Source organism: Microbulbifer maximicatervae (SeqCode) (genome assembly GCF_052467305.1).
The window spans coordinates 1,744,483-1,767,133 of record NZ_CP174306.1 but is presented as its reverse complement, the minus strand read 5'-3'; the positions used below and the strand labels follow the sequence as shown (position 1 = coordinate 1,767,133).

The following is a 22,651-nucleotide window of genomic DNA, read 5'->3' as shown; positions in this document are numbered from 1 at the left end:
TCCTTAATTAATCAGTTGATTAATTAAATAGGAATTACACCCATGCAACAACCCCAAAATCCGACCAGTCAGTCAGGTTGTGCCGGGTTAATTTCTGATTCACAAGCTAAGCATCTCGGGACGCAATACGTGCCAATGATCAAGGGTTTGACGGGGCTAGCAAAATAGGTTGTAAAATTGACCTCCTGCAAGTGGCCACCTTTACTAAATTCAGCAGTACTTACCGGGAAAATTCCAACCACTTAGATTGGTACATTTTCAGGCCAAATATCCAAATTTCTACTTAAAGCGGCCTGAATGCGAAACCAGGAAAGCCATTCAGCTAGAGCAGAAGAAAAACGTCGCAATCTCATCCTCTTCCATATCCGAACGCCAATCCCAACAAGACTTTCTGTATAAATGATGAGTGATGAATAATTTTAAGCTTTAAATAAAGCATTACTACAACCAACACCCTCCTCAATGTTAGTATTAGGCCGTTTCAATATGAATATTCTACAGACCCTATCTATTTCAAGAATAATTTAACCTTCAAAGGGCATATAACTTATGGTCAAGTATTTGGCTCTCATCTCATTTTTTCTTATGGCTACTTTCGCAAAGGCTACAGACCTTAAGAGTTCTCCCCTGGTAATTGGCGACTCAATTAGTTTTCAGTCAAAGATATTAAAGGAAAAGCGCACCTTAAATGTCTACTTACCCGAGAGCTACCATCGTGAACCTGAAAGAAACTACCCCGTAATCTATCTTTTAGATGGCTCCTTATCCGAAGACTTTATCCATATAGCGGGAGTGCTCCAATTCGGCTCATTCTCATGGATTAATATGCTTCCAGAATCCATTCTTGTAGGCATAGAAAATATTGATAGAAAACGCGACTATACATTTCCATCCAAAATAGCTTTAGATCAAAAAGAATTTCCATCATCAGGCGGATCAAAGGAATTCATTGATTTTTTGGACAAAGAGGTTCAACCCATTATTGCAAGCAATTTCCGTACAAAAGAAAAGTCCACACTGATAGGTCAGTCTCTGGGAGGACTTGTAGCTACAGAAATCCTGATAAAGCATACGGACCTTTTCGACAACTATATTATTATCAGCCCAAGCTTATGGTGGAGTGGAGAATCTCTTCTGACAAGCATCCCTGAAGACTGCTGTGAGGACAAACAGATCTATATTGGAGTTGGAAAAGAGGGGGAAGTGATGGAGCGCCTAGCGCGAACACTATACAACAAGCTAGATAATAAGAAGAGCAACACAAAAATACACTTCGGCTACTTTGAACAACTAGACCATGGTGACACTCTACATCTTGCTGTTTACGATGCGTTTGGAAAGCTGTTTTCAGACAAAGCCCCCAAAAACTAGAAACATTTTTCAACTTAGAGCTGGTTGCTTTCGTTCCAGGAAATGGAATACAAAAACCTACGGAAGCAACGCACCACTTACCTCACCATCAATCAAGTACACAATTTCCATAGAGTCACCCTCATTTCTGCGACGTTCTAAAAGAGAGGCGGTGTGATATTTACAGTAAACACCGCCAACACCCTACATTTTCTCAACCTACGTCAAGGCTGCACGACGGAAGTTGTACACAGCCACCTGGGACAGAATAAATAGTGTAAATGTCACCACCAAACCAGTCAGCATTACGGGCTCGTAGCCCTCAACCAATACAGAAATAAGCCGCGAAGAACCATTAAATAGAAAGTACATTGAGGCAGGAAGTATTAATAACCACTCTTTGCGAAAGGCACCAATTGCCGTAATAATCGCTAAGCTAAGTGTGGGGGCACCGAGAGTACGTAGGTTAGTGAAACCGTAATTAGTTGTGGCATCAAACCCAGCTGGACCATTAACAACTTCCGGGAAAAGCATGGTCACTAAGCCAGCCGAACCCAATATAAGTACGAATATACCGGAAAGAAATTGTGCGAAACGAATCATATTAAATATTCCATCTGGTTGATTAAATGAACAGAATGAGAACTCAAAGATCCCCTGAAAAATTCCTTATCATTTCTGCGAGACCTCAAGAGGCCCTTAGCCCGGATAACAGACCAAAGCAGTGCTACTAATTGACTGTATCAAGTCTCACTATTTTTGATTGCGCAGGGGGCAGAGTGATTAGCATTCAGGCTTCCAGCAAACATGAGCAAGTAATAAAAGTGACTGGTTTATAGTCTTCAGCGGTATCAGCTATAGTTTGCCCTAGGAGGGTTCTAATCAAACCACCAGGACCATAACTAATGCTCGTCGGGCTAAACGTAAAACCAACATCACCATTAGCACCAGCAATGAGCATGTATTCATTCTTTAGCCCCTCAATAACAAGAGGGTTTAAATATAACGACATATCGTTAGAAAAGTACGCTGTTAAGACAAGGACTAGATTAAGCAGTAAGCCAACACTTTACTTGGAACATCCAGTCAAGGATTTGTACAAATCCGTCAAATCGCCTTTTTACGCATTTGGGAAGGGGCTACTTGATAGTGCTGTTTGAACACCCGGGAGAAGTAACTAAGCTCATCAAAACCACACTCCAAAGCAACTTCCGTCAGGCTAAGATCGCTATTGAGAATCAGCTGCTGTGCTTTCTCCATCCGTTTCGAGGTAATATATTTCGTGGCACTACTGCCATAGACTTGCTTAAATTTACGAGTAAATGTTGACTCGCTCATATGGCATAGAAAAGCTAAATCCGCCAGCTTCAGAGAGGAGTATAAGTGAGCTTGCACCACTTCCTGAAGTTTAGGCTGTTGCCTGATGAACAACTGCCCCAACATCTTCACAACTGTTCCACTGCTATCGAGCCTAGGGATGAGCTCTACTAATTCTCGAACCTTTAATACCACCAGTGGCTCACTGAATACTTCTGGCTGCTGGATATAGTCAATTATGCTACGCATATAATTGGAGAGCAGTACAGATTCCTGCAGGCGCTCAGCCGAGGGGGGCTGATTATTGGACTTATTATCCCCCTTAACAGCAGCCCTACTTTCGCCATTATTACCAAAGACATCAGGCATACCACTTGGGTAGAGTCGCTGTAATAGCTCTGACGTTAGCCGAAAACCGATGAAATTTATTTCATTGTTTATTCCATCTTCATGCCACTGATTAATAAAATTATCTGTCTTCATTAGCACAGTAGCACCTGGACTCAAGCTGAGGGTTTCATCACCACAAACCAGGGTTGAACAGCCACTGATAACGTAAACCAGTCTTGCCTCATCAACTAAACGGTCTTGATAACTTAACGGTGCCCTGAATTTACGCTGACCAATTACCATTTTCCCTTGTATTTTAAATACAACTGATTCTTCACTATCTGGCATAAATTATTATCTTTATCAGGGACCTAGTCATTTGCAATAAAACATGAAGCATATCAACTTTTCAATCAGAGAAAACGACCAATCAGAAGTGATTGCCATAGCTTCTCTGACAGGGGGCCAAGTTAAATCCAGGGACTATAAAGAACATGCTCTACAAAGAATCTTCTAAACCTAAGAGACTCAAAAGCCTCAGAAAGAAATAAAACAACTTAAGGAGCCACTGAACAACTTCGTGATACCTCTGGCATGCAGAGCGGTACAGTCAAGGCGCTGCTTCGCAGGAATGTCTAGACCTCTCAAGAAGTTGTTACACCACCGCGTTAACTTCCACCTTATTCCCTACTGGATCAAAAAATACCAATTGCCGTACATTGCGTCCGGGCACATCCATTAAGTGATTGGCGACTCCCAACGCATCCAGACGCTGCTTAACCGGCTCAAGCGCATCTGTACGGAAAGCTATGTGATCCAGGTAGGGTTTCTCAGGCTGGTCACCACTCACCTCACCATCTATTAAATGCAAAATAGCCCTACCATTGCCATAGAGCCAAAATCCATTACGCTTGAAATTTGGCCTCTCACCCTCGGTCAGACCGAGAACCTGGGCATAGAAGTCCCGTACCCGCTTTAGGGTTTCCATAGGAGCAGTAATATTGACGTGGTCGAGTTCCATCTGTTTTCCCTAATTTACAAGGCACATCCTTGTGCCTGATTATCAGCAAGTCATCTATCTATAACTTACACAATACTCTTGTTCCGCAACTCTTCTACTTGCTCGTCACTTTTGCCAAGCAAATCTCGCAATACTTCCTCAGTGTGCTCACCCAATACTGGCGGCGCCTGAGTGTAGTCGAGTGCGGACTCGGAGAAGATTACAGGGTTGCGCACGGTCTTCACCTTTCCAGCTTCCGGATGATCCTGCTCAACCACCATACCTCGGGCCTGTACTTGAGGATCAGCAAAAACCTCCTCCAATGTATTGATAGGCCCACAGGGAACATGAGCATCACTAAGATGCTGGAGCCACCAAGCGGATTCGTGCTTACGAGTCGCAGCTTCAATCTGAGGCACCAATTCTTCACGGGCCACAACCCGCGCTGAATTAGTCCCATAGGCGGGGTTTTCTGCCAGATCCTGTACACCAGCGATTCCACAGAAGCGTTTAAACTGGTCATCATTACCCACTGCCAACATAAAATAGCCATCTTTTGAGGGGACTGCCTGGTAGGGGACTATATTGGGATGGCCGGTACCCTGTCGCTCAGGGCTTTTACCAGAAGTGAGGTAGTTTTGAGCTTGGTTAGCCAACCAGGATACTTGGGTATCCAACAAGGCGAGGTCAATATGCTGGCCAACACCCGTATGCTGTCGGTGAATAACAGCCGCCAATACAGAAGATACCGCGTACATCCCCGTCATCAGGTCCGCTACTGCCACCCCCACCTTTTGCGGGCCCGCACCCGGTTGCCCTTCCGGCACACCGGTAATACTCATCAGACCACCCATCCCCTGGATCATCGCATCATAGCCTGCTCGATTTTTGTACGGGCCAGTTTGCCCAAAACCTGTGATCGAGCAATAGATAACACCAGGATTGATCGCCTTGATGGACTCATAATCCAGGCCGTACTTTTTCAGCCCATCTACTTTGTAGTTTTCAAGAAGAATATCGCATCGGGCTGCCATCTCCTTGATCAAGGCCTGGCCATCTTCAGTAGTGATATCAACAGTAACTGATTTTTTTCCGCGATTGGCACTTAGGTAGTAAGCAGCATCAGCAGTGTCATTTCCCTTCTCATCCTTTAGGTAGGGAGGACCCCAGTGGCGAGTGTCATCCCCTCGCTCGGGGCGCTCTACTTTAATAACCTCAGCCCCAAAATCAGCAAATACCTGCCCAGCCCAGGGTCCGGCGAGAATACGACTTAAATCGAGTACCTTTAAGTGTGCGAGTGGACCTGCCATAACTTCCTCATATCGCTTACTTGCGGGTTAACCGCATATTTTTGCGGCAGCCTAACAGATAATTTGTGCCCGCGCCCTGATTGGCATCTGTAGATATTCGTCTTAAACTTAGGAGTCTCTGAATAAACCCGCGATACGGCTAGCTTACGGAGCGATTCATAGTTAAGGCGGGACCTCGCAGCAATGCCTGGACCTTGCAAGAACTCGCAACGCAGAGATATTACGGTTTTGTTCAGCGGCTCCCCTGATTGTGCAATAAAAATAAGGAGGCACAGCATGGCCGCAATAGAAGCGCAAAAATTTGAATCTTTTCGCGAGTTTTATCCATTCTACTTACAGGAACATAGCAACCTCACCTGTCGTCGGCTGCACTTCTTCGGTACCAGCCTGGTGTTCGCGACAATAATTGCGGCTGTAGTAACTTCCAATATGTTGTGGTTGGCAGTTACTCCTGTCGCCGGCTATGGATTTGCATGGATCGGGCACTTTTTCTTTGAAAACAACCGCCCGGCAACCTTTAAGTATCCGTTCTACAGTTTTATCGGGGACTTTGTTATGTTTAAAGATATGCTGATCGGACGAATCGACCGCTAAACAAACTATTTTTTATTGGCCGACAAACCGTATTTCCGCAATTTGTTGGCCACAGCGGTATGAGAAATACCCAGCTCCTTAGCCAGCTCCCTGGTTGAGGAGTGACCTTTGATAAGGTCCGCCAGCAACGCCCTCTCCAGCTGCTCCATCATTTCCTTATAGGTAAGTCCACGGCTCCAGTCCCGCCAGGGAAGTTCCGCCTTAACCATTAAATCCGGCACATCCGCACAACTGATCGACGCCGCCCCTCTAATCAAGCATTGACTGGATGCGGCCATTAAATAGTCCCTGAGGCCGTTGAAGTTATCCGGCCAGTCATGGAGTTTGATCAACTCCATCACCTCGCTATCAAAATTGAGCTCACTAGCCTCTGGAGACTCCTGGCGCATTAAAGTACTGGCATAGCGCGGCAGAACCGGTCGCATATTTCGCAACGGGGGCAAGGACATCGCTAACGACGAAAAGAGCTGCGCAAGTGGCGGCGCAATAGATTCCCTATCAATAGCGGTGGCCACCAATCTCAGCGATGCCGGCAAATTGCGGAGTTTTCTCAATAAATCAACTTGAGCTTCTGTTTTGAGAGTATGTATATCCTCAAGAATCAAAGTACCCGTTCGACGAAGGTGTGAAGGCAGCTGCATAGTGCCGTCACGGGGGATAATTCGATAGCAATCAGCCCTTGAGGCCGATGGGGAGAGGTAATGCACCGCACAGGCAAACGTTGTCTTTCCTGTGCCCCGCTCACCCAGTATCAACAGAGGTGCACTGAGTTCAGATAAGTCCTGTAACTGGAGGCAACTCCTTCGACGCAAATCAAAATCCCACAACACCATCGGTCTTGGCAGCTCAGTGACAAACTCGCTGCTATCCCAAGGCTGTAAACGCAGTACCGCCCCAGCCAGTGAGTCAACCGCTCCGGGATTTCCCTCCAGAGTGATTGGGGACCAGTCCACGCGAAAACTCTGCCCCCTTACCACCAGAGGCAGTCCGTAGCGAGGCACTGCAAAATCCCGCAGCAATTCTGCGACCTGCATAAGCGGCAGGAATCTCTGCAGCTGTAGACCGGGCACCTTGTCCAAGCTCACACCGAAGGCCCTTGCCGCTGCCAGATTGGCAGCGACCACCCTGCCCTCGCGATCCACACTAAGAACCGGATCAGTCACATGACTCAGCAAAGTGTCCAACTCGAAATGACGTCGCTCCAGGGGCAGTAGAGAGATCCTCCGCACCCGCTTAACTCCAGGAACCTGGTGCAGGGACTTCTCGATTGTCTGGTATTGAGTGGCAAGCATCCCGGGCGCTATCAGATAGACCTTATCTCCACTGTCACCCCCGAGCTCACCGGAGGTCACATTTATCCGATATTTACCGAAAATTTGCATTATTTCGTGCAAAATGCCGACACGATTCGCACAAGTAATCTCTACCCGCACAGCGTCACCTGTAAAGAAATGTTTACAGAAAGTGTAATTTGAACTCCCCGGAAGGCGCAATAGCTCGCCTCTACCTCTCCCCACCATGGGCACGCCTGGCTAAAAATAGAGGTCGAAACATAACAACAACAGGTTCAGCGGCAGGTGCTGGGCACTGGGAATCAGCGAGAGCTACCGAGCCGCAGGAGAGACATTCATGAAGAAAGAAGCAAAGAAGGCAAGCAAGTACGTTGCCCGTGAGCCCAATGAAGACGGCTTTATCGAGTATACCGACCTTGAACACCAAACTTGGCAGCGTCTGATTGAACGCCAACTGGATGTCTTACCTGGCCGCGCCTGCGATGAATATATGCACGGCCTGGAGCTGTTGGACCTACCGAAAGACCGCATACCACAGCTAGAGGAAATCTCCAGCGTGCTGCGCAGGGAAACTGGCTGGGAAGTCGCCCGGGTTCCCGCCCTTATCGGCTTCGAAACCTTTTTCGGTCTTCTAGCGGATCGCAAATTCCCAGTTGCTACCTTTATACGCACTCCCGAAGAGTTTGATTATCTGCAAGAACCGGACATCTTCCACGAGATTTTTGGCCACTGCGCCATGCTCACCAACCCAGCATTTGCAAACTTCACGCAAAAATACGGACAACTGGGCCTTAAAGCCTCGCCTAAAGAGCGCGCCTATTTAGCCCGCCTCTATTGGTTTACAGTGGAGTTCGGCCTGCTGAGCACCGACGATGGTTTGCGCATTTACGGTGGCGGCATTCTGTCTTCCCCCAAAGAGACACTCTACGCACTGAGTCACCAACCAGAGCGCTACGATTTAGACGCGGTTACCGCACTGCGCACCCCATATCGCATCGATATTGTTCAACCCATTTACTATGTCCTCAACAGCTTGCAACAGCTGCAAGAACTGACAGAAATTGACCTGATGGCCAAGGTCCGCGAGGCCATTGAGCTGGGACTATTCGAACCCCGCTTCCCACCCAAAGACGCAGCCTGATCTGCATTCAAGATTGGGCGGCCAACTTCCGCCCAATCTCACCTCTGCTAAAAAGCTCCCCCAGAAGCGTTGCACATCTAGGGAAATTCCACTACCAGCACTCTCCCCCTGAGCCTATCGTATCTGCAGTAGGTGTGATGGTAGTTCGGTGACTTTCATCCAATAGCCCCCACACCCACTCGCCCAAATACCGTTAGGGGTCGCCAGGGAGGCAATGCAAACAGCGCAAGGACACAAAACCCCTACCTTATAGGGAGCGCATAGCACTATGTCCTCACTTGACGCGATTGATAGAAAACTTCTTGCGATTCTGCAATCTGACGTCAGCCTTTCGATCGAGGAGCTGGCGGAGCGTGTGGGCCTGACAAAAACCCCATGCTGGCGCAGGGTCCAGAAACTGGAAAAGAGCGGCATCATTCGACGCAAAGTCGCCTTGCTTAATGCCGAGATTTTAGGACTTCCGGTCTCAGTGTTTGCCCAGGTTAAAACTGACCAGCACACACCGGAGTGGGCCGACAACTTTGCCGAACATATGGCACAGTTGCCAGAGGTTGTGGCTTGCTACCGTATGGCAGGCGACTACGATTACCTGTTGCGAGTGGTAGTAAGCGATATCACGGCCTACGACCGTTTTTACAAGGAGTTAATCCGGCATGTCGGCATTAGCGATATTGTCTCCAACTTTGCCTTGGAACAGATCAAAAGCACTACCGAGTTACCGATTCCATCCGGTGAGTAAAGTCTCAGCGCAACCACTTGGTAGGCACATAGACCTTTCAGCTGTTCGCACATCTATGGATAATGGTTAAATCTCGCTCACACACAAGGATGGCCTGTGGCGGACAGCTCCCTTTTCCAATCATTCTTCTTGATCTTTAGTGGCGCAGCAATTGTTGCCTCACTGGCTCTTTTTGGACGACAACCACTTCTGGTCGCTTACATCGCTCTCGGTGTTTTACTCGGCCCATCCGGCTTTGCAGTAATCGACAACCTGCGACTTCTATCCGATATGTCCAGCGTTGGGATTATCTTCCTGCTCTTCCTATTGGGGCTGGATATGCAGCCTCAAGCGCTGGTAGCTGTATTGCGCAAAGCTACATTTGTGGGGGTTGTAAGCTGTGCGATCTTCCTCGGCCTTGGCTTTGGCATAGGCTTGCTGTTTGGATTTACTACCGTTGAATCCTGGGTAATCGGCATGGCGCTGATGTTCTCTAGCACCATTATCGGTATCAAACTGCTTCCCACGACCGTACTTCACCACAAGCACTTGGGTGAACTTATGGTGGGACTTCTTCTTTTTCAGGACTTTGTGGCAATAGTCTGCCTAATGGTACTGCTGAGTGATAACACCGGTGACGAACAGATCTGGCAATTGGCTCTCTCCTTTGGATCGCTGCCACTGCTGATACTTTTTGCTTGGCTAATAGTAAAATATATTTTATTGCCACTTTTTACCCGCTTTGACCGCTTCCACGAATACGTATTCTTAATGGCACTTGGATGGTGCATGGGAATGGCAGAGCTGGCGGAAGTTGTTGGCCTTTCAAGAGAGATCGGCGCATTTATTGGTGGTATCACGCTGGCTGCCAGCCGGATTTCACAGTACATCGCCCTCAGCCTTAAACCTCTGCGAGACTTCTTCCTGATCCTGTTCTTTTTCAGCCTCGGAGCGCAATTCAAGCTGGCCATGCTGCCCGAAATTCTACTTCCTGCCCTGGTCACAGCCGCCGCAGTTCTGGTAATAAAACCCGTTGTATTTCACTTCCTGCTTGGAAATCGCAGTGAGCACAAAGTGCTCTCGTGGGATATTGGATTTCGACTTGGGCAAATTAGTGAATTTTCCCTGTTAATCGCTCTGCTCGCTTATACGCAAAACCTGATTGGCAGCGCAGCATCACATTTAATCCAGGCAACCGCGATTCTTACATTCCTGGTGTCGTCTTACATTGTGGTGATGAACTTTCCCAACCCCATTGCAATCAAGGATGAGCTGAGAAGAGACTAAACCTCTTAGCCTCTTCCAATAGAGCAGTTAAGTTAACCACCAGAATCAACCACAGTGACAAGCAGTCGATCAAAGCTTAAACACTCTCTCTGCATTCTTATACAAGAAGAGTTCCGCAACCTCATCATCCAAATCCAGAAGGTGCATTTCCTTTAAGCACATCTCCGGTGTCAGCATGGGATAATTAGTCCCGAACATCACCTTATTCTTACCGTGAGACTTGATAAATGAAACCAACTCACGGGGGTATCTTTTTGGCTTATAAGCAGAAGTATCTATGTAGACATTGGGAAACTTGGTCGCAAAAGCAATCATTTCATTGTGCCAAGGATACCCAATATGGCCGCAGACAATCTTTAGATCGGGAAAATCGAGAGCAATCCGCTCAATATGGGCAGGACGGCCAGAATCAGAGCTACGCAACGGCCCGGTAAGGCCCACTTGCAAACAAACTGGCACCCCCAGCTCAACACAAGCCGCATATAGCGGATAATACAAAGGGTGAGTACAAGGCAACTCCCAGAGCCACTGCACAATGCGCAGCCCTTTAAAGTCATGTTCCAAAACGTACTTGCGCAGGGTTTGCACAGCCTCTACTGGCTTTCGCAAGTCCACTGATGCCAGACCGCAAAACCTGTCAGGATGAGTTAAAGTAAGATCCAGTACTTCATCATTGCTTATCAAGGCTCCGCTCGGCCCATGCCAAGCAGAAATCAATGACTTGGACACATCTGCCATATCCATAGCTGACAGGGTCCACTCAAGGGGCACTTCTTTAAAGTCCTGCCCCATCCAACGCTTCAAAGTATCAAAGAAAGGTTCAGCAAGAAAACGCTCTGTAGGATGCTGGGCCCAAACATCAATCACTTTCATGTTAGCAACTCCCTGCTATTGCAAGCCTTCCCTCTATTCTCTGGTAACACAAGTATTGCCAGTGAACAGCTACACCCTTTTAAAGAAGTGTTATTGACTACCTACTTGAGAGGCATCGCCACACTACTAAAGAAATCTCTTTCCTTAGAGAAGGAAAACGCTAAAGATGTAACTTTGCCCATAACCCTATCACGGTCAACCAAGCCCCAATATCTCGAATCCAAGCTATCGTTGCGATGATCTCCCATGACAAAGTACTTACCTTCAGGGATCTCAATAGTCTTCCCAATGTATGGCAATGTCTTATTACCACTAAGCTTGAACCGATGCTCCCTGCCATCAATGACTTCCCTACCCAGGATGTCCGAACCCACCCCACTTTCCAGGCGATACTCAAGCTGAGCCCCATTAACAAACACATTCACCCCTTCAATACGTAAGCTATCACCAGGGACGCCTATTACACGCTTCACATATAGTTGATCAGTGTGAGGTGGCAAAAAGGTAATAACATCTCCCCTGGAAGGGTTCCCCCATTGAGCAACCTGCTTATTGAAGAAAAATAAAGTTGGCCCATAGCTCGTCTTATCTACCCACAAAAAGTCACCAGGATGAATAGTAGGCTCCATAGACCCACTTGGTACTGGAGACCAATCGGCATACGCTGACTTGAAAAAGTACATAAGAAATAGAAACAATATTGCACCGCGGTTGTTTCTTACCGCACCCTTAAAACTAAACCTGCTCATTCCCTAAACTCCTTTCCCAGGGCAACGCACCACTTAAAACTGATCACTCAGAAATAACAGAACCTCTGAAAACTAAAAAATCAGCCTTTAGCTTTCATTAGGTGGGACATTATCCTTATCAGAACGTTCGAAAAGGATTACCCTATTTGCAGCACATCCGTACTAAAAAAGGGAGTCATAAATATCAAAGGGCACTCGTATTACACAGCGTTTATAAACTCGGATAAAGCTCCAAAATTTTTTCCCTTAGCCATCGATGAGCTGGGTTTGTTGTCTGCGACTTATGCCAGGTGAGCTGAAGTACTACCCTAGGAAATGCCATTGGCAGTTTGAGCATACGTATGGGAAGCTCTTTATAATAGCTTGAAATCATCATTCTTGCTGGTACAACGCCAATTAAATCGGTTGTGCAAACCACATAGGGGAAAGACGAGAGGTGTGGGACTCGTAAACAAATATTACGCTGTAACTTTCTGGGCCTGGCTAGCCTTTCCATTGGAGAGCCCATAGGGTTTCCTCTTAATAGGGATACTTGTGGCAGCGATTGGAATTTTTTTTCACTGATTGTCTCACCCACATTTTTATTATGTTTGCTGACAATAATCACAAGCTCTTCTTCTGCGATAGGCTGGTTAACATAGCTGGGGGAATTGACTGGTAGGTAGTCAATGATTAGGTCTACTTCCCCATTACTCACCATTCTGGCTGTCATTTCTGACTCATCGGGGAGTACAGTAAGCCTTATGCCGGGTGCAAATTCTCGAAGCCAATTGCAGAAGCCGGGGATCATCAGAGTTTCCACCACATCGGGCATAACGATGGAGAATTCCTGCTCTGCTTTCCGGTAATCAAAAGACGTTTGCTGGAAGCCTGAACGGACGGTGTTGAGTGCCTGGTGAATAGAGGGGTGCAGTACCAGTGCGCGTTCAGTGGGGCGCAATCCCCTAGCGGTCCGTATAAAAAGCTCATCTTCATAAGTAGCTCTCAACCGCTTGAGGGCAGCACTAACGGCCGGTTGGCTCATATGCAGTTTTACTGCAGCTCTGGTCAGGTTTCGCTCAATCATAAGTGCTTCAAAAACGGGAAGCAGATTTAAATCCAGTGATCTAAGGTGTGTAGACATTATCAACCTGATGAATAATGCATTTAATAATTATTTATTAGACGATACATGATGTCCCTAATTATATTTATCGTCAATAGCATGAAAAACCGTAAATACTATAAAAAGTCAGGTGAAATATGTCGAACATGCATAATACGGCGGCTTTCAGAGAGCAATATAGAGCCTATGCCCATAGCCGCTATAGCGGCTGGTTCCATTTAGGGAGTATTCTACTAATCAGCCTAATCGGTGCTATTTACTGTATTTTTCAGATAAGTGAGCTGAGGGCGCATGAACTGCTAATAATTCCACTGGGAATTCTTGCTTACAACGCTGTAGAGTATGCCGCCCATCGCTGGTCTGGGCATAATAAGTTGAGATTTACCAAACTGTTTTACAAGAGGCATACTGGCGATCACCACAGTTTCTTTTCTGCACCTTTGCTGTCTTTTGAGTCAACTCGTGATTGGCGTATAGTACTGTTTCCAATCTATCTAACAGCTGTTATCACTTTTTTTCTGGCTCCACTTTGTGGTTTTTTTCTATCCTGGGTGGCTTCAGGTAATATGGGATATATCACAGCGGCAACCATGATATTAAATCACCTGGCTTATGAGCTAATGCATATCGGTTATCACCAACCCAAGAGTCACTGGTTTCATAAAGTGCCAGTATTTCGTGAGTTAGCCCACTTACACAGAATTCACCATCACCGTAAACTAATGAAAATTTATAATTTCAATTTAACTTTTCCGCTATTCGACCTTTTATTAGGCACTTTCTATTGGGAGCCTCAGGATTCCTTTGACGATTTTCGCGACTGATAGTTTGTAGATTACTTGTACCTTATTACGCACTAGGTTCTGCCTTTGATCTTGATCTTCTTCCTGTAATCTTGCCAGCATTAACTCTCTGATAATTGGCACTGGCGCATTACCAAAACTTAGAAACTCCTCATGGAAGGCCTTGAGATCAAACTTTTTCCCAGGACAGCGTACCACTTAAAACTGATTACTCTATTTGCAGCACACCCGTACCAAACAAAAGGGAGCCATAAATACCAAAAAGACAATCGCATTACACAGCGTTGACTTGGCCGGCATTCTTATACCAACCAAGAAATTCAACAATAAATTCTGGGAAACTAAGAGCTGTGATAATTAAGCATTGAGTTGCTCCTACACTGGAAAAAACACCTCACCAAAAGGTGTTTCACTTTGTAGGCTTATCCAGCAATAGAGCGACCATAGAAGCTCGTACCGCTATGTATAGGCAACATTCACATCAAAGCGATTGGTAATAAATTCGGAAAGTTGCTTAACTGAACAATTTGACTGCTTGATCGTAAACTCTTCAGCAATTTTTCGCGGATACTTAACCTTCATCCTTTGATCTTTTTCTGAGCTATATTGAAACGTTATTTTCTCTACCTTATCAAGTTCTACAGTCTTCTTCATAAAGACTCCGGTATAAACCGTTAGTGTATTCCCATTAATTTCTGCAAGTGGAAGTAATCGTATCAAAGAAAGGTATATATAAACGATAACACCTAAAGAACCTAAACTCACAAAAGTCCAAAAGGTAAGATCTGACTCACCGCTCTCGGCTGAAGAGCCAAACATGCGCGTAAAGATAAGAGCAACTAGTAATGCAATACCTATGACACCAAGATTGACAGTTAAGATTTTTTTGGCAGACTCACGTGAACTGAGTCCATTTCTATAAATTTTATCCATACATACTCCTTAAAAAACACCTTTACTTACTAAAGGAATCTGCCAAGTATACTTGTTCAAAGTCGGTATCAGTAGTGGCGGCCACCCCAGAAAAAATACCAGTAGAACGAATGAAGTGATTAACCAGCAAAGTAGGATTCAAGAGGGAACTTCTATTTCCCGAAGGGTTCTATTAACAGCATCAGTTTTATCCAATAAGGACAACATCTTATCATCAGATACACCGCCCTTCTCCAAGCATTTCTCTCGAGCTTTAAGTGGAGCTGACCGTTTCAAGGGCGCAGGGATATCCAGATATTCAACATCCCGTACTTGTACAGATTCTAAACAATCAATATCAGGGCTAACACTCTGCTCAATATCGCCAAAGGGATCACTCTGTGGCATTGCTGCAGGAACTGCCGGGCTAACAAAGCTGATCTTCCTTTGCAGCATTTCAGCCTCTGACTGGATGGATGCTATCCGCTGCTCCATAATTGACTCAAATTGAGAAAACCTTTCTTTTTGATGGGTAATCTCTAACTGTAGGACTTTAATTTCCTTTTTGTGGATCAGATTGGAAATCATCCAGGATAACGCAACCCCGCCACTTAGTAACGCAAAATAAATACCTACAATATATTCCCAGTTATTAACAACACTCTTGCCTATAAATGTTATTAACTCTTCATCTGTCACGTATAGCACTCCATTTCTACACAACTCTTTATCAAGCAAATACAGCTAAGGGCCTTTAGCTCCACTCCCCCCTTGAGAGATTAAGTTTACAGCGGTAGTTGACTCAACCCTGCAGTTCGGCACCTAAATCCATTAGCCATTTACTCTTATCACCTTATCAATATGAGGCCTTGCCGATAAAATTTCTTTTACTAACTTGTATTGGCTCCGCCACTGATCTGATTCTTTAAAAAATACCACTCCCGGCATATGAGCCTCACTCTCGCAAAAATCGGAAGCGTCAACTGAGTCTTCACATTGATGGAGCTTACAAAGGTAGGCAAGAAGTCTCTCAGTTGAAAGCTGCTCAAGTTCCTCTAAGCTAAGCAGCTTAACATATCTAGGCATCATTCATCGCCCCCACACCCGCTCTATTGATCATTCCTTAATCGCTCTCACAAATGATAGAAACAGCAAAGAGGCTCGTCTGACCACGACTTATCTGCTGCTTTTACCTATAGCGATGAAACGCCCTTCATAGGCATAATCTATAACTTCTAATGCTCCAAACTCACCTGAAAGACTCTCACCCTTCAAGTTCCACCTCCAGCCCTCTTTCTGCCAATCATAAATATCTTCATCTTCGCAAGAAATCACTTGATCTTTGATCTGAGGCTTTTGGCAATAACCGGAAGCACTCCATAAGTGATGTTTTGACGGCATCAGATATCTATTTTCTCGTGTAAGCAAAAGAAATGCTCTTACCTCGCCCCTATCCTTTAAAATCAAATACGAGTGCCCCCAATAGCCATCAAAGCCACTATCTATAATTACAAAGCGATTTTCTTTCAGCTCACCTATGTCGAACCTTATCAAATGCTCACCAGCATTGGCAGGCATACTCCACGATTCTATTAGTGGCTTAAAGCTGAAACCAAAACCAACAAGAAGTAGAGATATCACTAAAGCAACTAAAACCCTCTTCCTACACATGGAGGCTCCCTCTCCCAAGAACCAACAACACTACTTACAAAAGGCACGGGAATCATTCGAAGCTTCCCGACCATCTAACCCATCCTTGTTAAACACATAGCAGAACCTGTGCTAGACCTCCCTAGCACGATCAACCCTATCGATTAAATCTACAACAATAGGACTTTTAGAGAAAAAGTTAAGCCTCATTGGGGGAATAAAAGCCAACTCCTTTCCAATATCCCCCTCCGTGCGCACTTGCAAAACAATTCTCTCGGGCGCGTTCATTTGCGCATAGTTGACATTAATAATATCTTTAAGCTGAACTCTTTGCCGCTTACTCCCTTTTTGAAAGAGCAATGATTCTCCCTCATCGTATACTTCATCAGCCAAACTCCACAACAGCTTTTTTAAAAAGAAAAAGCCAAATACAGCCATAAAAATCGGCATGACTAAAAACATAAACGAATCTTTAACTGCACCTCCAGATATAGAGGCAGCCACAAAAAGCACCAAGAAACCAAACCATATACTTGGAAAAATTTTCTTAAAATAGAATGTAGATCCTGATATCTTCTTCATGTTTCCCATACTACTCTACGCGCATTTAACTCTAAACATGATCCTACCCACCAACAACGGACACACCACTAAGCGACTAGTTGTTCCTCAAACGCCTCAGGGCTGAGATAGCCATTGGCGCTGTGTAAGCGATTTCGATTGTAGTCTATTTCTATATACTCAAATACGGTTTCCCGCATGAGGCACCTTGTAGGAAAGCGGTTACCATGGATTACTTCTACCTTAAGTGAGTGGAAGAACGTTTCTGCGCAGGCGTTATCATAGCAGTTACCTTTGGCGCTCATGCTGCACCGCAGATCATAAGCTGTAATTAAAGATTGATAATCTTTAGAGCAATATTGGCTTCCCCTGTCAGTATGCACGATAACATTTGTAGGTTTCTTACGTCGCCATAAAGCCATTTGAAGGGCGTCACAGACCAATGTAGCTGTCATCGTTTCTGACATCGCCCAACCAATAACCAGCCGACTATATAGGTCTATCACTACAGCCAGATATAACCAACCCTCTTCTGTTCGTAGGTAGGTAATATCCCCGACCCATTTCTGATTCGGCGCTTCAGTATTGAAGTTCTGCTCGAGCAGATTTGGGGCCACTGGCAGACCATGTTTTGAGTAGGTTGTGGCTTTATATCTCTTGGCGGCTTTAGCCCGTAGGCCCTGTCGACGCATGCTGGCAGCAACTGTTTTTTGATTATATTTACTCCCCTCACTGGCCAATTCCCTCGTCAGGCGAGGGGCGCCACTACGTTCTTTACTGGCTATAAAGCGCTGCTGTACCAAACCATCAAGCTCCATTTGGTACTGCTGGCGCTTGGATTGATCGGCCGATCTTGACACCCAATCGTAAAACCCACTGCGAGATACGCTCAATACCTTAGCCATCGCTTTGATGCTGAACTTATGCCTGTGCTTTAGCATGAAGGCGTACCTCATTTCAGGCTCTTTGCAAAGTACGCTGCGGCCTTTTTTAAGATCGCCAGCTCCTCTGCCTGCTCAGCCAGCTGCCGCTTAAGGCGAGCATTCTCTGTGGCCAGCTCTCTCTCGGCATCCCCTCGGCTCTGATGTAACTTAGCCTTGCTTCGCCATCCGTAAATCTGGGAAGGATGTAACCCAAGCTGTTTAGCGGCAACGCTTACCCCTACCTTGACCGCCAGTGCTAGGGCATCTTTTCTATATTCCTCTGAGTATTTTTTACGAGTGGTTTTGGTTGATTTACTTGATCGTGTCATAGGGCACCTCTGCTGCGTAGTTTATCGCTTAAGAGAGTGTCCGTCTTTGGTGGGTAGGATCAACATTATCTTTCGGTGTGGATTACGCCGTCTCCCAGCGAGCACTCACATTCGACTTAACCTCAGACAAGCCCATTTAATATTACAGGAATTTATCGTGATAAACTCTAGCAACCAAACAACTACAAACTCCACAAGGAAGTTATACAAACCTTATCATTATTACGCTTCAATCGATACAGATGATTTATCATTCGCCTCGAAAGTAAAAATAACGTGAGACATACAAGCAAAACAGCAAGTCTCAGAATAAGCTCATCCACCCCTACAACCACGCTCATACCATCGGGAGAAAATTGAAAGATTCCAACAGCTTGGCTAATGCCAAATAAACCTATAGCGGCACGTATAACTCTAATTATAATTATAATTATCATCTCACCATCCGATAGCTACCAAACAATATCCAATCAAAAAATAAGATCCCTATCGCAGCCAAACCAATAACTGAACTCTTCTAATAACACCTGCTGAATATCTTCTATCGTTTCAGTTTCATATAGGCGGTAGTAATATTGTCCCAACTTCTGACTCATATTCATCTTGATTTATCCCGAAGTTGATACCTTCTATATCATTTTCAAACAGTATTCTGGAAATACAATAGTAAAGTTTTTCATACCTGCCCGATATAGTTCGCTTATCTACTCTCATACTTATGCAGTTATTGGCTCTCTGATTCCTGCGCATGCTCACACAAACCACGTCGCACCTGCCATATCTATTTATTTATAATTGTCACCTCAGTGACTATATCGATTAGGGTCTTTTCAGGTCAAAATAACACCCACCGTAGTTAACCCTAAAATGATAAGTCTTGATTTTTTTACCACTCGGTTTTAGCTAGATATAAGCCTCCAAAGGCACCTGGAAAACATTATCAGCTCCTTCAGGACCTATCCATGCTGAGCCGCTGAAGCGAATAGCTCTCTTACCAGCAATATGTATATCTTCGAACTCAACCCCATCACACCACATGATATCAGGGCAGCATCCTGTTTTTAGCTTCCAAGTAAGTAGAAATTCAAGACTGGTCGCAAAGCGCCAATCATCAAGTGATCTTTCCTTAACCAGCAGCAGACTAAGTCTCCTTGCTGCCAGCCGCTCCATTCGCAGCACTCGTCGCTTAATTCTCAGCTTGCTGGAATAAATATACTTCCAGTACCGATCCTCTCTCGATCCAACTTCTTCCGTCATAAGTCAGGCTTCTATTCGAAGCTAGTTGAAGGGGTAATGGTTAGGCAGGTAGCTAACTCGATAAAAACAATGCTATAAGTCGATATTTATAACATTCAAAAAGTGGGCAGGCGAGGGGTAAGTGATATGAAGGGGCCAGGAGGAAAGCTGGCGATACGATACTCTTCAATCAGCAGGCAACCCCCTACCCGCTGATCCAAAAAGCCACCCCCAAACAGGAAATGACTCAGTACTAAAAAGAACGCCCCAAAATCCGCTTGGCGGCATCCATCGCAAAATCCTTATAGTCCGCCTCTACTTGCGCCATCTCCAACTCATATTTGAACTGTTCTTTACGCGGCAGCTCTTTCCAGTCTTTGAGAATTGGGATATGACTGGTTTTCTCTGCGATGGTGTAAAAGGCCACAAACTCTTCACGCACTTTATCTTCCACCTGAAGTGCATCCAAAAGAACGCGAATACGAATCGAAGCTTCGGTAAGCCCGACTCCATCATCCAATAGCGTGCGAGCAATAATCTGAATACTGTCATTTACTCTTTGTCGCTGATCCTCTGCAGCCTGCTCTAACTCAGCTAGCTGCGCGGCCTGCTTCTTCTGTGCAATCGATAATTTGCGCAGATAGTAGCCAGCTACAATCGCCAGGGAGAAGATAACTAAAGCCGCAACCATCAGCAGCCAAGTAGGAAACACAGTCATTAAATATACACCTTAAGTAACGCCAGCCCGATGCTGGCCGAAATAACAGAGAGCACTGTACTAAGACCAACAATATTGGCCGCCAATTGGCTATTACCACCCATGGTATGAGCCATCACAAAGGCCGATATAGCGCAAGGCGAGCCAGTGATCAGCATTAAATAGCCCAAATAGGTCGGACTCATACCCAGGGCCCAACCAATCAGCACTGAGAGAATTGGTACTCCTAATAACTTGAGCACTGAGGAGGTCAGCGCTGTTGGCGAGCTACGCAGTAGCTGGCCTAGCTTCATACTCGCACCAATGCAAATCAGCCCCATTGGTAAACTTGCAGAGCCCAGTATTTTAACGGTATCAAGCACCATTTGTGGCACTTTGATATCCAGCACCCGGCACAAAATTGCCAGGAATACCCCGATGATTAATGGGTTCTTTGCCAACTCCTTCAGCAACAAGCCCAGGCTGAATTTCTTCTCTTCGTTGTAAAAAACAAAAAGTATTACTGCGAACACATTGAACTGAATCGTCAACGCTGCAACCAGCACTGCCGAGTGAGAAACGCCCGACTCACCAAACGCCTTCTCAACCCAGGCGAGCCCCACAATGGCAACGTTTCCACGAAATGCACCCTGGATAAACGCACTGCGATCCTTCACAGTAACGGACCGAGCCATCAGCCAAGATATGGGGATTATCGCGAAGGTACCCAAAATTCCCGCTGTTAAAAGGGGAATCTCTTCTGAGGGTTTTGCATTCGATGAATAAATACTATCGAACAACAGTGCAGGCAGCATCACGTTGAAAACCAGCACCGTTGCGTCGTCGATAAAGGATTTATGCAACATGCCCTGCCTAGTAAGCAAGTATCCACCGATAATCATCAAAAAGATCGGGCCTGTAACTAGCAGAGCAAAGGAAATATTTTCCATAGGGAATTAGTCTTCCGCAGCAACTCCCTCTTCCTGAGGAAGCGCCATTTGTCCTGAATCCTCAGCCCTGTCACGGAGCTGGGCGGATATTTGTTTACGGGTTTTAGCACCAAGCTTACGCAGACTATCAATACGCTTCACCGCATTACCACGCCCTGTTGCCAGTCGCTTGTAGGTCTGCTGGTAGGCGTCATCCGCTTGGCGTAAGCGGTCACCAAGAACGTCCAGTGACTCCAGCACCATAGCAAACTGATCGTGCAGCTTGCCGGCTTCGTCAGCGATTTTTTCCGCGTTCTTGTTTTGTTTCTCGTAGCGCCAGATATTCTCGACGGTGCGCAGGGTCGCCATCAGGCTGGTGGGGCTCACCAGGACAATTTGCTTCTCATAAGCGAAACGGAACAGGTCCGGGTCCGCCTGCATCGCCAACATATACGCAGCCTCAATAGGCACGAAAATAAAGACGAAATCCAGGGTGCGCACACCCTCCAGCTGCTCGTAGGCTTTCTTGTTAAGGCCGGTGATATGGGCGCGCAGGGAATTCACATGCTGTTTCAGGGCTTGGGTGCGCTCCTCATCGGTTTCCGCCGAGCTGTAGCGCTCGTAATCCACCAGGGAGACCTTGGAATCGATAATCAGGTCTTTGCTTTCCGGCAGGCGCACAATCACATCCGGCTGGCGCCTGCGGCCATCGCTCGTCAGGGTTACCTGGGTTTCGTACTCGCGACCCTTCTGCAAGCCGGACTCCTCCAGCAAGCGCTCCAGCACTACTTCACCCCAGTTACCCTGGATCTTGCGATCTCCTTTCAGGGCCGAAGTCAGGTTCAGGGCCTCATCACTGATGCGCTGGGTTTGCTCGCGCAACGCTTTAATCTGCCCAAGCAGACTGTTGCGCTCGGCATTTTCGCGATCGTAGACATGCTCCACTCGTTTACGGAAATCCCCCAGCTGACGCTCCAACGGATCGAGACTTTTGCGCAAACTGTCCTCACTGCGGCGCACGAAGCTCTGCTGCTTCTCTTCAAAAATCCGGTTGGCCAGATTCTCGAACTGCTCACCCATGGCAATACGCATTTGCTCCATCAGCTTGCGCTGCTCCGCCAGGGCCGCCTCCCCTTTTTCTACCAGCACCTGGCTTCTCGTGAGCTGTTGCAGCTTGTCCGCCAGCTCGGTACGCAGGGATTCCACCTCAACCCCAAGCTGGGATTCCCGCTCGCGGCTGCTATCGATACGCGCCTGAGCCACCTGCAAAGCGGCTTCGCTTTGCAATAAAGCGCGGCGGCTACTGGCTCGCGCCAACCAAAACACCAAGCCCAACAGAAACAAGATGGCAACAGCCGCCATCACCGCATGATCGGCATTCAATTGCAGCGGGAACGCTGGCATAGAGTGGTACTCCCAGACCTGGAAAGAGATGGATAAATCAGAATTTTGCCAGGGGCCTTGCCCGCTGGCCTGCCCGGGAAATAGCCCAGGCGAAGGCGCCATTCTACCAGCTTGCCTCTGGAAAGTACCCCGCGCCAGCCC

The 22,651-nt window shown here is 46.4% G+C and carries 24 protein-coding genes; 6 read left to right on the top strand and 18 right to left on the bottom strand.

What is annotated here, in order from left to right:
• The first annotated feature begins 549 nt into the window (after positions 1–549).
• Entirely contained in the window at positions 550–1,371 is an 822-nt protein-coding gene (locus ACJJI4_RS07950; RefSeq protein WP_444927664.1) for an alpha/beta hydrolase, read from the top strand.
• 198 nt (positions 1,372–1,569) lie between these two features.
• On the opposite strand, the gene ACJJI4_RS07945 is transcribed toward ACJJI4_RS07950, so the two are convergent.
• From ACJJI4_RS07945 to ACJJI4_RS07930, 4 genes are all read right to left on the bottom strand, one after another.
• Complete coding sequence (locus ACJJI4_RS07945) at positions 1,570–1,953, bottom strand: hypothetical protein (RefSeq protein WP_413665620.1); 384 nt, start codon at positions 1,951–1,953, stop codon at positions 1,570–1,572.
• Positions 1,954–2,457: 504 nt separating this feature from the next.
• On the bottom strand, positions 2,458–3,345 hold the full coding sequence (locus ACJJI4_RS07940) for an AraC family transcriptional regulator (protein WP_444927663.1): 888 nt from the start codon (positions 3,343–3,345) through the stop codon (positions 2,458–2,460).
• A gap of 307 nt (positions 3,346–3,652) precedes the next feature.
• Positions 3,653–4,018 (bottom strand): VOC family protein, encoded by a 366-nt coding sequence (locus ACJJI4_RS07935; protein WP_444905410.1) that lies wholly within the window; start codon positions 4,016–4,018, stop codon positions 3,653–3,655.
• Between the two features lie 65 nt (positions 4,019–4,083).
• Positions 4,084–5,307 (bottom strand): CaiB/BaiF CoA transferase family protein, encoded by a 1,224-nt coding sequence (locus ACJJI4_RS07930; protein ID WP_444927662.1) that lies wholly within the window; start codon positions 5,305–5,307, stop codon positions 4,084–4,086.
• 276 nt (positions 5,308–5,583) lie between these two features.
• On the opposite strand from ACJJI4_RS07930, the gene ACJJI4_RS07925 reads away from it, so the two are divergent.
• Positions 5,584–5,901 carry an Mpo1-like protein gene (locus ACJJI4_RS07925; RefSeq protein ID WP_282932610.1) on the top strand — a complete coding sequence of 106 codons (318 nt, stop codon included), beginning with the start codon at positions 5,584–5,586 and terminating at the stop codon, positions 5,899–5,901.
• Between the two features lie 5 nt (positions 5,902–5,906).
• Here ACJJI4_RS07925 and ACJJI4_RS07920 read toward each other — a convergent pair whose 3' ends face one another.
• Positions 5,907–7,334 (bottom strand): TyrR/PhhR family helix-turn-helix DNA-binding protein, encoded by a 1,428-nt coding sequence (locus ACJJI4_RS07920; RefSeq protein WP_444927661.1) that lies wholly within the window; start codon positions 7,332–7,334, stop codon positions 5,907–5,909.
• Between the two features lie 196 nt (positions 7,335–7,530).
• Here ACJJI4_RS07920 and phhA point away from each other — a divergent pair, with 196 nt between their 5' ends.
• From phhA to ACJJI4_RS07905, 3 genes are all read left to right on the top strand, one after another.
• Positions 7,531–8,334, top strand: coding sequence for a phenylalanine 4-monooxygenase (gene phhA / locus ACJJI4_RS07915; RefSeq protein WP_444927660.1), 804 nt, complete (start codon positions 7,531–7,533; stop codon positions 8,332–8,334).
• A gap of 268 nt (positions 8,335–8,602) precedes the next feature.
• The gene (locus tag ACJJI4_RS07910; RefSeq protein ID WP_108733441.1) at positions 8,603–9,073 is read left to right on the top strand and encodes an Lrp/AsnC family transcriptional regulator; all 471 of its coding nucleotides are present in this window, start codon (positions 8,603–8,605) and stop codon (positions 9,071–9,073) included.
• A gap of 96 nt (positions 9,074–9,169) precedes the next feature.
• Positions 9,170–10,339 carry a cation:proton antiporter domain-containing protein gene (locus tag ACJJI4_RS07905; protein ID WP_444897120.1) on the top strand — a complete coding sequence of 390 codons (1,170 nt, stop codon included), beginning with the start codon at positions 9,170–9,172 and terminating at the stop codon, positions 10,337–10,339.
• 69 nt (positions 10,340–10,408) lie between these two features.
• Here ACJJI4_RS07905 and ACJJI4_RS07900 read toward each other — a convergent pair whose 3' ends face one another.
• From ACJJI4_RS07900 to ACJJI4_RS07890, 3 genes are all read right to left on the bottom strand, one after another.
• The gene (locus tag ACJJI4_RS07900; protein WP_444912928.1) at positions 10,409–11,212 is read right to left on the bottom strand and encodes an amidohydrolase family protein; all 804 of its coding nucleotides are present in this window, start codon (positions 11,210–11,212) and stop codon (positions 10,409–10,411) included.
• Positions 11,213–11,313: 101 nt separating this feature from the next.
• Positions 11,314–11,961 (bottom strand): signal peptidase I, encoded by a 648-nt coding sequence (lepB, locus tag ACJJI4_RS07895; RefSeq protein ID WP_444927659.1) that lies wholly within the window; start codon positions 11,959–11,961, stop codon positions 11,314–11,316.
• A gap of 211 nt (positions 11,962–12,172) precedes the next feature.
• Entirely contained in the window at positions 12,173–13,084 is a 912-nt protein-coding gene (locus ACJJI4_RS07890; protein ID WP_444927658.1) for a LysR substrate-binding domain-containing protein, read from the bottom strand.
• 119 nt (positions 13,085–13,203) lie between these two features.
• Here ACJJI4_RS07890 and ACJJI4_RS07885 point away from each other — a divergent pair, with 119 nt between their 5' ends.
• Complete coding sequence (locus tag ACJJI4_RS07885) at positions 13,204–13,890, top strand: sterol desaturase family protein (protein WP_444927657.1); 687 nt, start codon at positions 13,204–13,206, stop codon at positions 13,888–13,890.
• Between the two features lie 438 nt (positions 13,891–14,328).
• Here ACJJI4_RS07885 and ACJJI4_RS07880 read toward each other — a convergent pair whose 3' ends face one another.
• From ACJJI4_RS07880 to ACJJI4_RS07835, 10 genes are all read right to left on the bottom strand, one after another.
• Positions 14,329–14,802, bottom strand: coding sequence for a hypothetical protein (locus ACJJI4_RS07880; RefSeq protein WP_444927656.1), 474 nt, complete (start codon positions 14,800–14,802; stop codon positions 14,329–14,331).
• Between the two features lie 138 nt (positions 14,803–14,940).
• Complete coding sequence (locus ACJJI4_RS07875) at positions 14,941–15,480, bottom strand: hypothetical protein (protein WP_444927655.1); 540 nt, start codon at positions 15,478–15,480, stop codon at positions 14,941–14,943.
• A gap of 132 nt (positions 15,481–15,612) precedes the next feature.
• Positions 15,613–15,870 (bottom strand): hypothetical protein, encoded by a 258-nt coding sequence (locus ACJJI4_RS07870; protein ID WP_444905419.1) that lies wholly within the window; start codon positions 15,868–15,870, stop codon positions 15,613–15,615.
• 87 nt (positions 15,871–15,957) lie between these two features.
• Positions 15,958–16,359 (bottom strand): hypothetical protein, encoded by a 402-nt coding sequence (locus tag ACJJI4_RS07865; RefSeq protein WP_444927654.1) that lies wholly within the window; start codon positions 16,357–16,359, stop codon positions 15,958–15,960.
• Positions 16,360–16,563: 204 nt separating this feature from the next.
• Complete coding sequence (locus tag ACJJI4_RS07860; RefSeq protein WP_444927653.1) at positions 16,564–17,022, bottom strand: hypothetical protein; 459 nt, start codon at positions 17,020–17,022, stop codon at positions 16,564–16,566.
• A gap of 59 nt (positions 17,023–17,081) precedes the next feature.
• Positions 17,082–18,244, bottom strand: a protein-coding gene (locus ACJJI4_RS07855; protein WP_444897071.1) for an IS3 family transposase whose coding sequence is annotated in 2 segments (ribosomal slippage) — positions 17,082–17,986 and positions 17,986–18,244 — 1,164 coding nt in all. Because the reading frame shifts where the segments join, the coding sequence is not laid out codon by codon here.
• Positions 18,245–19,147: 903 nt separating this feature from the next.
• A complete protein-coding gene (locus tag ACJJI4_RS07850) occupies positions 19,148–19,501 on the bottom strand; it encodes a hypothetical protein (protein WP_444927652.1) in 354 nt (117 codons plus the stop codon).
• A gap of 232 nt (positions 19,502–19,733) precedes the next feature.
• Complete coding sequence (locus ACJJI4_RS07845) at positions 19,734–20,198, bottom strand: DUF2489 domain-containing protein (protein WP_444927651.1); 465 nt, start codon at positions 20,196–20,198, stop codon at positions 19,734–19,736.
• On the bottom strand, positions 20,198–21,127 hold the full coding sequence (locus ACJJI4_RS07840) for an AEC family transporter (RefSeq protein WP_444927650.1): 930 nt from the start codon (positions 21,125–21,127) through the stop codon (positions 20,198–20,200). Before ACJJI4_RS07840 ends, ACJJI4_RS07845 begins: the two co-directional genes overlap by 1 nt.
• A gap of 6 nt (positions 21,128–21,133) precedes the next feature.
• Positions 21,134–22,612, bottom strand: a complete 1,479-nt coding sequence (locus ACJJI4_RS07835) for a DNA recombination protein RmuC (protein ID WP_444927649.1) — start codon at positions 22,610–22,612, stop codon at positions 21,134–21,136.
• Between the last annotated feature and the right edge of the window lie 39 nt (positions 22,613–22,651).